10 protein-coding genes, 1 pseudogene and 1 riboswitch are annotated in these 12,517 nt (G+C 73.7%); of the genes and pseudogenes, 9 read left to right on the top strand and 2 right to left on the bottom strand.

What is annotated here, in order from left to right:
• Window positions 1-819 carry a LysR family transcriptional regulator substrate-binding protein gene (locus DEJ25_RS08575; protein WP_220033190.1) on the bottom strand — a complete coding sequence of 273 codons (819 nt, stop codon included), beginning with the start codon at window positions 817-819 and terminating at the stop codon, window positions 1-3.
• Window positions 820-852: 33 nt separating this feature from the next.
• On the opposite strand from DEJ25_RS08575, the gene DEJ25_RS08570 reads away from it, so the two are divergent.
• The 3 genes from DEJ25_RS08570 to DEJ25_RS08560 are packed head-to-tail and all read left to right on the top strand — an operon-like array spanning window position 853 to window position 2,297.
• Window positions 853-1,230 carry a DUF5997 family protein gene (locus DEJ25_RS08570; protein ID WP_110902580.1) on the top strand — a complete coding sequence of 126 codons (378 nt, stop codon included), beginning with the start codon at window positions 853-855 and terminating at the stop codon, window positions 1,228-1,230.
• A gap of 7 nt (window positions 1,231-1,237) precedes the next feature.
• Window positions 1,238-1,747: a hypothetical protein gene (locus tag DEJ25_RS08565; RefSeq protein WP_111044412.1), complete on the top strand. Its 510-nt coding sequence runs from the start codon at window positions 1,238-1,240 to the stop codon at window positions 1,745-1,747.
• A 19-nt stretch (window positions 1,748-1,766) separates the two neighbouring features.
• Window positions 1,767-2,297 carry an Lrp/AsnC family transcriptional regulator gene (locus DEJ25_RS08560; RefSeq protein ID WP_110902582.1) on the top strand — a complete coding sequence of 177 codons (531 nt, stop codon included), beginning with the start codon at window positions 1,767-1,769 and terminating at the stop codon, window positions 2,295-2,297.
• Between the two features lie 19 nt (window positions 2,298-2,316).
• Here the strand turns inward: DEJ25_RS08560 and DEJ25_RS08555 are convergent, their stop codons facing one another.
• On the bottom strand, window positions 2,317-2,748 hold the full coding sequence (locus DEJ25_RS08555; RefSeq protein ID WP_220033189.1) for a GNAT family N-acetyltransferase: 432 nt from the start codon (window positions 2,746-2,748) through the stop codon (window positions 2,317-2,319).
• A gap of 119 nt (window positions 2,749-2,867) precedes the next feature.
• Here DEJ25_RS08555 and DEJ25_RS08550 point away from each other — a divergent pair, with 119 nt between their 5' ends.
• The 6 genes and pseudogenes from DEJ25_RS08550 to ribB form a co-directional block, all read left to right on the top strand.
• The gene (locus DEJ25_RS08550) at window positions 2,868-4,343 is read left to right on the top strand and encodes a hypothetical protein (RefSeq protein ID WP_111044410.1); all 1,476 of its coding nucleotides are present in this window, start codon (window positions 2,868-2,870) and stop codon (window positions 4,341-4,343) included.
• Between the two features lie 87 nt (window positions 4,344-4,430).
• Window positions 4,431-6,680, top strand: coding sequence for a cell wall anchor protein (locus DEJ25_RS16660; RefSeq protein ID WP_181427382.1), 2,250 nt, complete (start codon window positions 4,431-4,433; stop codon window positions 6,678-6,680).
• A gap of 235 nt (window positions 6,681-6,915) precedes the next feature.
• A complete protein-coding gene (locus DEJ25_RS08540; protein WP_146240639.1) occupies window positions 6,916-8,292 on the top strand; it encodes an esterase family protein in 1,377 nt (458 codons plus the stop codon).
• On the top strand, window positions 8,289-10,799 hold the full coding sequence (locus tag DEJ25_RS08535) for a DUF2156 domain-containing protein (protein ID WP_111044408.1): 2,511 nt from the start codon (window positions 8,289-8,291) through the stop codon (window positions 10,797-10,799). The genes DEJ25_RS08540 and DEJ25_RS08535 overlap by 4 nt, the downstream gene beginning before the upstream one ends.
• Window positions 10,800-10,902: 103 nt before the next feature.
• Window positions 10,903-11,036: riboswitch (FMN riboswitch) on the top strand.
• Between the two features lie 86 nt (window positions 11,037-11,122).
• Window positions 11,123-11,827 (top strand): riboflavin synthase, encoded by a 705-nt coding sequence (locus DEJ25_RS08530; RefSeq protein WP_111044407.1) that lies wholly within the window; start codon window positions 11,123-11,125, stop codon window positions 11,825-11,827.
• Window positions 11,827-12,480, top strand: a pseudogene (gene ribB, locus DEJ25_RS08525) (3,4-dihydroxy-2-butanone-4-phosphate synthase); the annotation flags it as partial. The gene DEJ25_RS08530 and the pseudogene ribB, both read left to right, overlap by 1 nt.
• Between the last annotated feature and the right edge of the window lie 37 nt (window positions 12,481-12,517).

The following is a 12,517-nucleotide window of genomic DNA, read 5'->3' as shown; positions in this document are numbered from 1 at the left end:
TCAACGGTTGCCCTTCGAGCCGCGCTTGGGCTTGCCGGACATGCCGCGCGGGGTCCGGCCGCGACCGGTGGAGTTCTTCCCACCGCCGCTCTTCGCACCCGTGCCCTTCGTGGCGCTGCGTTTCGCGACCGTCTTCGCATTCGCCGCCGTGGCCTTGCCACCGGCCGCCTTGCTGCTGATGGCTTTGCCGCCGGCCGCCTTGCCGCCGGTCTTCTGGCGTGGGTCGTCCTGCTCGTCGGGATCCGTGCCTCCCGGCTGGTCCGGCTGCTGCCGGGAGCTGTTCGCGGTCCGGCCGCGGACGACGCCGATGAACTCCTCGGTGAGTTCCGAGGCGTCCTCGTCACGCCAGACGAGCGCGACACGGGTGCCGGGGGAGCCGGCGAGCGGTCGGGAGACCAGGGACTTGCGGCTCTCGGCCCGGAAGAGGGACTGGGGGAGGACGACCACGCCGACGTTGGCTTCGACCAGGTCGAGCGCTGCCGCGACGTCGGGTGGCACGGGGCCCGCGTCGAGGACGGTGACGGCGGCGAGGTCCGCGTCGGTGACCTCGTCGAGGTCGGCGAGGGGGGAGTCCTTCGGGGCGGCGACGACCGCCGTCTCGGTCCACAGCGGGATCGCGTGCGGCTGTTCGCCGTCGGCCCGCTCGGGCACCGGCATCCGGGCGAAGACCATGTCGGCGTCGCCCTCGATCGCGTCGAGGACCCCGTCCGCGCCGACGGGCATGAGGACCAGGTCGACGTCCGGTCGGCGCTCGCGCCAGACCCGCACCCACTTGGCGGGGGAGACCCCGGGTACGAAGGCGATGGAGAGCGCGGTCATGCACCCGAGCATACGGGCCGTACTCTGGTCACCATGGCCCAGGAACAGACCATGAAGCCCGAGACCGCTGCCAAGAAGCTCGGCATCCTCCTCTCGGCGACGCCCGAGTCGTTCCGTGCGGGCCCGATCGCTCGCACGACGTTCGATGAACTGCAGAGCGAGCCGCCGACGTGGCTGCAGGACCTCCGTCGCGACGGTCCGCACCCCCGACCGGTCGTCGCCGCGCGCCTCGGGGTGTCGATCTCCGGACTCGCCCGCGCCGGTGTGGACGACGTCCTCACCACCGAGCAGATCAAGCAGCTCCTGCAGGACATGCCGGCGTGGCTCGTGCAGGAGCGTTCCACCCAGGCCGCGGTCCGCACCGAGAACGTGCGCGTGAAGCAGGAGCGCGCGGCCCGCACCGAGGGCTGATCCCACCGTGCACGGGACCGTCGCCGACGCCATGCTGGTCGTGCCGCAGTTCGCGTCCGTGTGCTGCATCGTCGGCGACCGGTACCGCCCGCGTCCCGGCGTGATCGTGCCCGCGGCGGTGATGCTCGTCGCGATGCTCATGCCCGTCGTGCAGGCCGGTCCGTCGTGGACGATCCTCGCCGCGGCACTGCTGCTGGTCCTCGCGCCGATGCCCGTGGTGCGCCGACGTCGACAGGACGGCCGTCGTGCCGAGCCGATGGACGTGCACCGGGCCCTCTCCGCGGTCGTGATGGCGGGGATGCTGCTGATGGGGCACACGGCCGAGCTCCCCGGCACCGCCGTCCACGTCCACGCCCTGGTCCTGACCGCGGTGCTCGGCGCCGGGGTGATCGGCTACTGCGCCTTCAGCGGCTGGCTGCTCCGGTACGAGTGGGCACGGGAGGACCGTCGCGCGGTCCGGAGCGGCGAGGTCTTCGCGATGACCGTCGCCGTGGTCGGGATGACCCTGGCGATGTGACCGGCGTTACGGTGGTGCCGTGTCCGACCGCATCGTCCGCCGACCCGACGCTCCACCGCCGCGCCTCGACGAGGTCGACGAACGGATCCTCTGGGTCCTCGCCTCGGACGCCCGGATCCCGAACAACCGGCTCGCCGCTGCGGTGGGCATCGCGCCGTCGACCTGTCTGGTGCGCGTCCGGGCGCTGGAGGACGCGGGCATCATCACCGGCTACCGGGCCGAGGTCGACATCGCTCGTCTCGGGTTCTCGATCGAGGCGATGGTCTCCGTCCGGGTGCACGCTGCGGCGCGGCACGAGCTGCGGGAGTTCGCGAAACGCCTGCTCCGGGTGCCGGTGGTGCTCGACGTGTCGTTCCTGGCCGGGGACAAGGACTTCCTCGTGCACATCGCGTGCACGTCGACCGAGCAGCTGCGGGACTTCGTCGCCGACGAGCTGAGTGGGGACCCGTCGGTCGCGACGACGCAGACGTCGATCGTGTTCGAGCGGCTGGTGGCGGACCGGGAACACCAGGCCCGCTCCTACGGCGAACTGCGCCGCTGGCAGGCCTGAGCGCAGCGAGCGCGGTCCGTCAGCGGGCCCGGACCATCGGGGTGTGCGGGATCGCGTCCTCGAGGAAGTCCTCACCCGAGCGCACGAAACCGAACTGTGCGTACCACTCGCCGAGGTGTGCCTGCGCGTTGATGCTGATCCGCTCCGAACGACTCTCGGCGATCGCGGCCTGCATCAGCGCGGCACCGAGGCCCTTGCCGCGGGCGTGCGCTGCGGTGGCGACCCGGCCGATCCGCTCGGTGCCGTCGGGTTCGCGGAGCAGCCGCAGGGTCGCGTCGACCGAACCGCTGCCGGCCCAGAACTGCACCGTGCCGGGCTCGAGGTCGCGGCCGTCGATGTCGTCGTAGGCGCATGCCTGCTCCACCACGAACACGTCCTGTCGCAGGCGGAGGATCTCGTGCAGGGTGACGACGTCGAGGTTGCGGGTCGGGGCGCTGAAGGTCGAGGGCACGACGTTTCCTGACTTTTTCTTGTGAATGGGTTCCGCACGGCACCCGTCGAGGCGTACCGTGCCGGTCAACCACTCTACGTGCGCAGCCGAGATCAGGAGGTGAGCGCATGGACGCATCGATGCGTGCACCCCTGAACGCGGTCATCCGTTGGGCTCTCATGGCCTCCGGGATCGCGGTGGCACTGGTGCTGCTCTCGCTCTTCTTCGGTGCACGGCCCGCTGCGGCGGCCGGGGTCCTCGGACTGGGTGGGGCGTCTCCGAGCGGCTCGCAGACGAACTCGTCGCAGCGCTCGGACGGCCTGCTGAGCGGCGTCGTCTCGGGCGTCGGTGGCACGGTCGAGGGCGTCGGACGGGCCGTCGGGAGCGTCGTCACCCCGGTCCGACCGGCCCCCGCGCCGGTTCCGGCCGTCCCGGCAGCACCGGCCCCCGCCCCGGTCCCGGCCGCGCCGGCGCCGGTTGCGCCCGCTCCGACCGCCGCAGCACCTGCCCCCGTTGCCACAGTCCCCGCTCCGGTCTCCGCACCTGCAGCCGCTCCGGCGGTCCCGGTGGCTGCGCCGGCCCCGGTCACCGCATCTCCGGCCAGCACGCACACCGACCCGGCCGCAGCCCCCGCGCCGACCGCGGCCGACCAGCCGTCGCACGCCGGCGCCACACCGGCCGACGCACCCGGAGCGCCCGCAGCCACGCCGACGACCCGCCCGGGCACCTCGCTCGTCGGCGGCGTCGTGTCGGCCGTGAGCGGCGCCTCCCGGCCCGTCACCGACACCGTCGTCACCGTCCTCGACCCCGTCACCGGAGCCGTGCAGGACATCGCCGGTGACCGTCCGGTGACCGCGATCGTGGCCGTCGTCGACCGGGTGGTCGGGAGCCTCCCGGTCGTCGGCGGACTGCTCGGTGACGACACGCTCGGCACCGTCACGGCGCCCGTCACGGGCGTGGTGGACGACACCCTCGGCTCGGTCGGTGACGTCGTCGGCGCTGTGCCGGGCGTCGTGGCCGAGGTGCCCGACGTCGTCGGCGGCCTGCCCGGCGTCGGTGGCGGTCTCCTGCCGGGAGGCTCCCTCCCCGTCGTCGACGTCCCCTCGGTCCCCGTGGTGGGCACCCCCGGCACCGGTGGCACGCTCGTGCCGACGGTGCCGGGAGCTTCGGTCGCCGCGTCGCCCACAGCCACCGCCGCCGTGCGACCCGTGGAGACGACCACCGGACCGGCACCCGCGCCGGCTGCACCCGTCACGGGCACCGCGGACCAGCCGGCTGCGACGACCACCCCGTCCGCCGCTCACGCGAGCACCTCGGCGATCGTCGCCGGTCCGCTCGCTGCCGTGACGACGTCGACCTCCCTCGCTGCCGTGACCTTCGGTGGCACGGCCCTCATCCTCCCGGACGGTGGCGCGCCGACGCACGCACCGTTCGAGGGCGCCACCGGTGGCACCGCAGGCGGATCCGCCGCGGGAGGCTCGGCCGGCGCGACCCCGATCGGCACCGTCGGTGCCGACGCACAGACCTCCCCCCTCGCCACGGGTCACCGTGGCCCGGTCACCGACGAGGCCCTCCCGGCATCGCTCGTCGGCGACCACGACGTCGCTCCCGATTGAGATCGGCGCACCTGCCCGCCACGGCAGGACGCGCCACCGACCGCTCCCGTGCGGTCGACCGACCATCTCGATCAGGAGTGAACGACCATGAACAAGAACGTCACCCGAGGGCTCTTCTTCGCCCTCTGCGTGGGCGGGCTGACGCTCGGTGGAGCCGTCGCGGCGAACGCGGCGACGACCACCGGAGCGGACGGCATCGCCTCCGGGACCCAGATCGCGCCGAACGTCGACGCCCCGGTCTCCGTCACCCGCAACGCCTTCGGCATCGTCGGCGACGCGGTCTCGACCGCCACGAGCCCGGCGGCTGCGTCGGCCCCCGCGGCTCCGGTCCCTGCGGCTCCGGTCCCCACGCCGGCACCCCCCGCGCCGACGACCAGCGGTGCTGACGGCGTCGCCTCCGGCACCCAGGTGGTACCGGAGGTCACGGCTCCCGTGGACGTCACCGGCAACGCCCTCGGCGTGCTCGGCGACGCGGCGGCTGCTCCCGCACCAGCGGCACCGGCGGCACCCGCACCAGCTCCTGCTGCTCCTGCTGCACCTGCTGTTCCGGCTCCGACGACCAGTGGCGAGGACGGCGTCCTCTCCGGCACCCAGGTCGCGGGCGACGTCGACCTCCCCGTGACCGTCGGCGGCAACGCCGTCGCCGTCGCCGGGGACGCCGCCAGCACCGGCTCGAGCACGGCGGGTCCGGCGTCCGCGCCCGCCACCGCGGCTCCGGCAGAAACGGCCGCATCCACCTCGGGCACGGACGGCCTGCTGTCCGGCACACAGATCCTGCCGGACGTCTCGATCCCGGTCACGGTGTCGGGCAACGGCATCGGGCTCCTCGGGGACGGTGCCGCGACCGCCGGTCCGTCGGCCTCCGGCACTCCGGTCGGTTCCGGTTCGACGGGAGGCGCGCCCTCCCCGACGACGTCGGGCTCCGACGGTCTCATCTCGGGGACAGAGCTCCTCGGGACCGTCTCCGTGCCGATCACCGTGACCGGCAACGGCATCGGGGTCCTCGGTGACGGCGCCAGCACCGGCGGCTCGACCACCGGAACGGGGACCCGTACCGCTCCGGCCTCGGGCGGGACGACCTCGGGGGAGGACGGTGTCGGTTTCGGCACCCAGGTCGCTCCCGTGGTGTCGATCCCCGTCACGATCGGCGGGAACGGCATCGGCGTCATCGGTGACGGCACGAGCACCGGCGGCTCGACCTCCGGCTCCGGCACGGGGACCGGCACGACGCCCGTCGCCGGGGGCACGACCTCCGGCGAGGACGGTGTCGGTTCCGGCACGCAGGTCGTCCCGGTGATCGACGTCCCCGTCACCATCGGCGGGAACGGCATCGGTGTGATCGGTGACGGCACGAGCACCGGTGGCTCGACCACCGGCTCCGGCACGAGCACCGGCACGACGCCGGTCTCGGGTGGGACGACTTCAGGTGAGGACGGTGTCGGCTCCGGCACGCAGGTCTCACCGGTGGTGTCGATCCCGGTGACCGTCGGTGGGAACGGCATCGGCGTCGTGGGTGACGGCACGAGCACCGGTGGCTCGACCACCGGCTCCGGCACGAGCACCGGCACGACGCCCGTCGCCGGGGGCACGACCTCCGGCGAGGACGGTGTCGGTTCCGGCACGCAGGTCATCCCGGTGATCGACGTCCCCGTCACCACCGGTGGCAACGGCATCGGTGTGATCGGTGACGGCACGAGCACCGGTGACTCGACCACCGGCTCCGGCACGAGCACCGGCACGACGCCGGTCTCGGGCGGGACGACCTCTGGTGAGGGCGGCATCGGCTCCGGAACGCAGATCATCCCGGTGATCACCATCCCGGTCACCGTCGGTGGGAACGGCGTCGGCGTCATCGGCGACGGTTCCAGCAGCACGCCGGGCACCACGACGCCGGGCACGACCGACCCGGGCACCACGACGCCGGGCACCACGACGCCGGGCACGACCGACCCGGGCACCACGACGCCGGGCACCACGACGCCGGGCACGACCGACCCGGGCACCACGACGCCGGGGACCACGAATCCCGGCACCGGAATCACCCCGGAGACGGGTACGACTCCCGGTGCCACCACCCCGGTGACCACCCCGGTCACGACCGTCCCGGCCACCCCGGCCGCGCTGGTCACCCCGGTGGCAGAGGGCACGCCCCCTGCCGCAGCCACCGCGGTCGACTCCACGTCGACGGGCAACGGGGTCAGCACGACCCGCACGACCACCGGTACCACCGGCACGCTCGCCTACACGGGAGCGGACCGGCCGGTCCTCCCGGCCCTCGCGGCACTGCTGCTGCTCCTGGCCGGCCTCGGGACGATGACCCTGCGGCGCCGCCACTGACGCCGACCCGCTGAACGGCTGCGGAGCACCGGGGTCCCCGGTGCTCCGCAGCCCCTGCCCGGGCGAGCAGACCCGGACGAGCTGGCCCGAACGGGGCGGACCCGAGGCGACGAGTCCTGATCAGGACCCTCCTGTGGGAGTGCTGTACGCCTCCTGGGCGGCCGTCAACCCTTGCTGAACACAGCGGCAGCCGACCAATGGCTGTGCGTCAGCTGGGCGGCAGCACGATGAACCCGTGCCATCCGATGTGCTCCAGCTCCCGATCGTCTTCCCGGCCGTGCTCGTGCCGGTGGACGTGGTCGCCGTCGTCCTCGTCCTCCTGACGGTCTTCGGACCACGCGGTCGGGCGAAGGACGCCGGCGCGACCGACCACCCGGCGAGGCGACGGTGGAACCGGGGCCTCCTGGCCGTGCTCGTCCGGATCACGGCGATCGCGGTCGGCGCCGGCATCGGCCTGGTCGCCGTCTGGTGGTTCGGTGACGTCCAGGACCGCTTCGGCGTGTCCTTCACGCCCGTCACGCGCATGTGGGTCGCGTTCACGGCGGCTGCCGTCCTCCTGTTCCTGGTCGTCCTGGTCCAGGGCGGCAACGGCCGCCGGGTCGTCGGGCTCGGAGCTGCCCTGGCGGTCGCCCTCACCGCGGGCCTCGGCATCAACGTCGACTTCGGGGCGTACCGGACCATCGGCGAGGCCGTCACGCCGAACCCCTACCCGACGGGCACCCTCGACCACCAGCACGCGGCCAGGCCCGGCACACGGGTCGTCGACGCGGCGACGTGGACCGCACCGGAGGGGATGCCCGATCACGGCCGTGCCATCGCTGTCCGCATCCCCGCGACGGTCTCGCACTTCCACGCCCGTCGCGCCGTCGTGTGGCTGCCTCCCGCCGCGCAGGTCGTGGACCCGCCGACCCTGCCGGTCCTCGTCGCGCTCTCCGGGCAGCCGGGGCAGCCGGCCGACATGTTCCAGACCGGGCGGCTCGGGTCCTTCCTCGACCACTACGCCGCGGCGCACCACGGCATCGCGCCGATCGTCGTCTCGCCCGACCAACTGGGGGCACCGGGCCACAACCCGATGTGCGTCGACAGCCGTCGTCTCGGGCGGAGTGCGACCTACGTGATCACCGACACGGTCCGGTGGATCCACCAGCACCTCGACGTGGCCTCGGGCAGCGCGGCATGGGGCATCGGCGGCTTCTCGCAGGGGGCGACCTGCGCCATGCAGTTCTCGAGCGCGTACCCGGAGGTGTTCGGCACGACCCTGGCCATCTCCAGCGAGATGGCCCCGGCGAACGGGGACCTCCGGCACACCGTCGCGGTCGGGTTCGGCGGCTCGCGTCCGGCCTACCTCCGGGCCACCCCGGAGGCCCTGCTCGCCGCCCACACGCCGTACCACGACCACCTCACCGTGTTCGGCTACGGCGAGGACGACGCTCCCTACGAGGCCTCGACGCTCGCGCTCCGGGCCGCGTCGAAACGCGCCGGGATCGCCACCACTCTCATCGTCTCGCCCGGCTCGGCCCACGACTGGAACACCGTCCGGTACGTCCTGGGCCACGGCCTCCCCATCGTGATCGCCCACCTCGGGCTGCCCGTGGACGGGGTCCGTCGATGACCGCGAAGGGCGCACCCGACACCGCCGCTCCGGAACAGCCCGCGGCCCCGCCGCATGAGGTCGGCCACGAGGCCGCCGCGCGCGTCCTGCGTGACGTGGGGCGGGCCTCCCGGTCGGTCCGGCACGCCGTCACGCGACAGCCGGTCACGGCCGTCGTCCTGGTCCTGGTGCTGCTGGCGTCGATCACCGCCGCGTCGCTGCGGTTCGCCCAGGGCCGACAGGTGCCGGACGCCCTCGTGCCCTTCCGGGGGTTCGCCGTCACCACCGGTGTCCTCGCGCTGGTCCTGACGCTCACCGGTGTCGTCGTGCTGGTCGGTGCCTCTGAACGGCTGATGGGCTCGCGGCGCACCGTCTCCGCCTTCCTGGCGACGAGCGTCATCGGGGCGGCGGCCGCAGCCGTCGTCGGTCTCGTCGACCCGGACGGCCGCCGTGGTGCCGCCCTGCTCTCCGGGGCCGAGGGCCTGGACCCGTGGACGGCGATCCTGGGCACGGTCATGACGGCGAGTGCCTTCGCCGGCCCGCTCTGGCGTCGTCGGATCCGGGTCAACGCGCTGGCGGTCGTCCTCACGCTCTTCCTCTACGCCGGACACACCGCCGACCTGTCCGCCGTCGTCGCCACGGCCGCGGGCTGGGGACTCGGCGAGGTGTTCCGACGCACCCCGAAGCGCACCGGCTGGACCCGCAGCTCCCACCGCGAGACCCGGGTGCTGCTCGGGACGGTGGTCCTGGTGTCGGCGGTCGGACCGGTGATCGCGCTGGTGTCGCGCGCCCGGGTCGGTCTGCTCGCGCCGCTCGCCGCGGTCGTCGGGACGGGCCCAGCAGACCAGCCCTCCGCCTGTCGCGCCGACGGCGTCGCGGGTGAGTGCCTGCACCGCCTGCTGACCTACCGCGCGACGGACCCTTGGTCCCTGCTGCTCGCGATCGCACCACTGCTCGTGCTCGTCGTCGGGGCGGTGGGTCTGTTCCGTGGCAGCCGCTTCGCGGTGTGGCTCGTCGTGGTGGTCGACACCGTCACCGGGATCGCCGCCGCCGTGACGTACACCCACGTGCCCGGACGGGTCGAGCAACTCCGCGGGTCCGAGGACCACGTCGTCGTGGTCCTGTCGATCGCCGCGTCGATCGCGGTCCCGCTCCTCACCGGGCTCGTCCTGCTGCTGCTGCGGCGGTCGTTCACGGTCGCGGTCGCCCGCAGCCGCGTCGTCACCTTCAGCGTGACGGTCCTGGTCGCGGCCGCTGTCCTGGCGGCCGTCGTGTTCGTCGTCGCCGACGCGTCACCGGTGCGGGTGCACGGCCCGCTCGGCCTGGTCGTCGCCGTCCTCGGACCGCTGTCACCGGTCGTGCACCACCGTGACCTGCCGATCCGGGACCCCGGTCTCCGGACGGTGCTGGGCCTCGTCGGCCCGCTGCTGTGGGCCGTCGTGGCCGTCGCCGCGATCCGTCCGGCCGGTGTGACACCCGGCGCAGCCGACTCCGACGTGTCCGCCGCGGACCGTGAGCGTGCCCGCGCTCTGCTCGTGGCGGGTGGCGGCGACACCTTCGGCTGGATGGCGACGTGGCCGGGCAACGCGCACTGGTTCAGCGCGGACGGTCGCGCCGGCGTCGCCTACCGACGGACCGGTGCCGTCGCGGTCGCCCTCGGCCCGTTCGGCTGGCCGGACGCGCGCGGACCGGCGCTCACCGAGTTCGCCCGGTACTGCGACGACAACGGCTGGACGGCGGTCTTCCACGGCATCGACACGACCAGCGCCGCGGCCCTCACCCGGCTCGGCTGGCGCACCCTGCCGGTCGCCGAGGACGCCGCGTTCGACCCGCGTGCCTGGACCACGAGCGGCAGCCGGAAGCAGGACGTCCGCACCGCCGTCAACAAGGCCCGTCGCTCCGGGTCCACCGCCACCTGGTCGTCGTGGCAGGACCTGCCCGTGGCCACCACCCGGCAGATCGAGGCCATCTCCGAGGAATGGGTCGCCGATCGTGAACTCCCCGAGATGGGCTTCACGCTCGGCAGCCTCGACGAGATGCGGGACCCGGCCGTCCGGACCCTCGTCGCGCAGGACGCCGAGGGCACGGTCCTCGGGGTCACGAGCTGGTTGCCGTCCCACCGTGCGGGCCGCGTGGTCGGCTGGACGCTCGACGTCATGCGGCGCCGGAGCGACGCCCCGAACGGCGTGATGGAGTTCCTGGTGGCCTCCGCTGCCGAGGTGATGCGCGACGAGGGCGTCGAACGACTCGGCCTCTCCGCCGCGCCGCTCGCCCGTACGCCCGGTGGCGCAACCACAGGGGACGGCGTCGAGACCCTGCTCGAACTCGTCGGCGGCGTCCTCGAGCCGGTCTACGGGTTCCGGTCGCTGCTCCGGTTCAAGCGGAAGTTCGGCCCGGGACTCGAACCGCTCGTCCTCGCCTACCCGGACCCGGTCGCGTTGCCCGCCATCGGCGTCGCGGTGGTCCGCGCCTACCTGCCCGACCTGTCGCTCCGGCAGGCGCTGGCACTGGTCCGCGGACGCGGCTGAGCCGCCGGACGGGAGGCCCGCTGCACCCCCGAGACGCCGCGTGACGCCCGGCGGACCATCCGCCCACGACGGTCGGGGTGCTGGGGTATCGTCGGTGACACGCAAGCGCTCCGGGGTCGGTGCAAGTCCGAACCGGTGGTGACAGTCCACGAGCGCCGCGCCGGGTCCGCCCGGTGCGGGGTTGACCTGGTGCAATCCCAGGACCGACGGTGAGAGTCCGGACGGGAGGAAGCGCTGACGGAAGGTGATGGTCGTTCCGCGATCCCGCCTGCCGTCCGCCGACGACCGTCGCGCGCACCCGGAGTCCCGTTGAGAGGACACCAGTGTTCACCGGCATCATCGAGGAACTCGGCACCGTCACCGCCGTCGACGAACGAGGCGACTCCGTCGCGCTCACCGTCCGTGGCCCGCTCGTCGTCTCCGACGCGCAGCACGGCGACTCCATCTCGGTCTCGGGCGTCTGCCTGACCGTCGTCGAGCAGAGCCCGGAGACCTTCACGGCATTCGTCATGAAGCAGACCCTCGACATGAGCGCGCACGGATCGTTGCGGGCCGGCGACCGGGTGAACCTGGAGCGCGCGGCCTCGGTCGGGGACCGGCTCGGCGGTCACATCGTGCAGGGCCACATCGACGGCACCGCGACGGTCCTCCTGACCGACGACGGGGACGGCTGGCGGCGGGTGCGGTTCGCGCTGACGCCGGAGCTCAGCCCGCTCGTGGTCGACAAGGGCTCGATCGCGATCGACGGTGTCTCGCTGACCGTCAGCGCGGTGTCGCCGGAGTCCGTCGCGCCGGACGCCGCCTGGTTCGAGGTCAGCCTGATCCCGGAGACCCTGGCCGCCACGACGCTCGGTGCACGGGGGCCGGGGGACCGCGTCAACATCGAGACCGACGTCCTGGCCCGGCACGTACGCCGGATGCTGCGGCTCGACGCTGCTGCTGCCGCTGCTGCTGCTGCTGCCGCTGCTGCCGCTGCTGCCGCTGCTGCCGGTGCCGTCGGTGCTCCCGTCGGGGCGGAGGCCCGCTGATGGTCGCCGACACCGCTCCCGTCGTGCCGACCCTCGCCGACGACCTCGGCCTGTCCTCGGTCGCGCAGGCGATCGCCGCCATCGCCGCCGGCCGTCCGGTCATCGTGGCCGACGACGAGCACCGCGAGAACGAGGGCGACGTCGTCCTCTCCGCGGAACTCGCGACGCCGGAGTGGATCGCGTGGACGGTCGCGCACTCGTCCGGGTTCATCTGTGCGCCGGTCAGCGCCGAGATCGCCGACGCCCTCGACCTGCCGCCGATGGTCCAGCACAACGAGGACGTCCGCGGCACCGCCTACACCGTCACGGTCGACGCGGCCGTCGGTGTCACGACCGGCATCAGCGCCCACGACCGCGCACGGACGCTCCGGGTCCTCGCCGACCCGGGTTCGGTCCGCGGCGACCTGCACCGTCCGGGGCACGTCGTCCCGTTGCGGGCACGCCCGGGTGGCGTCCGGGAGCGCGCGGGGCACACCGAAGCCGCGATCGACCTCGTCACCGCCGCCGGACTCCGGCCCGCGGCGGCGATCTGCGAGATCGTCGACGAGCACGGCGGCATGATGCGCCTGCCGGAACTCGTCGGACTCGGGGCACGCGAGGGCGTGCCCGTCATCACCATCGCCGCGTTGGCCGCCTGGCTCGACGCGGCCGACCGGGCGACGGACGTCGCCCGCACCGAAGGGACACACG

The organism is Curtobacterium sp. MCPF17_011, assembly GCF_003234145.1.
Taxonomy (GTDB): domain Bacteria; phylum Actinomycetota; class Actinomycetes; order Actinomycetales; family Microbacteriaceae; genus Curtobacterium.
This window is presented reverse-complemented; position numbering and strand designations above follow the sequence as displayed.

Coding starts and splice junctions, on each gene's coding strand:
- DEJ25_RS08575 (WP_220033190.1), bottom strand. CDS start 819: ATGACCGCGCTCTCCATCGCCTTCGTACCCGGGGTCTCCCCCGCCAAG.
- DEJ25_RS08570 (WP_110902580.1), top strand. CDS start 853: ATGGCCCAGGAACAGACCATGAAGCCCGAGACCGCTGCCAAGAAGCTC.
- DEJ25_RS16660 (WP_181427382.1), top strand. CDS start 4,431: ATGAACAAGAACGTCACCCGAGGGCTCTTCTTCGCCCTCTGCGTGGGC.
- DEJ25_RS08550 (WP_111044410.1), top strand. CDS start 2,868: ATGCGTGCACCCCTGAACGCGGTCATCCGTTGGGCTCTCATGGCCTCC.
- DEJ25_RS08535 (WP_111044408.1), top strand. CDS start 8,289: ATGACCGCGAAGGGCGCACCCGACACCGCCGCTCCGGAACAGCCCGCG.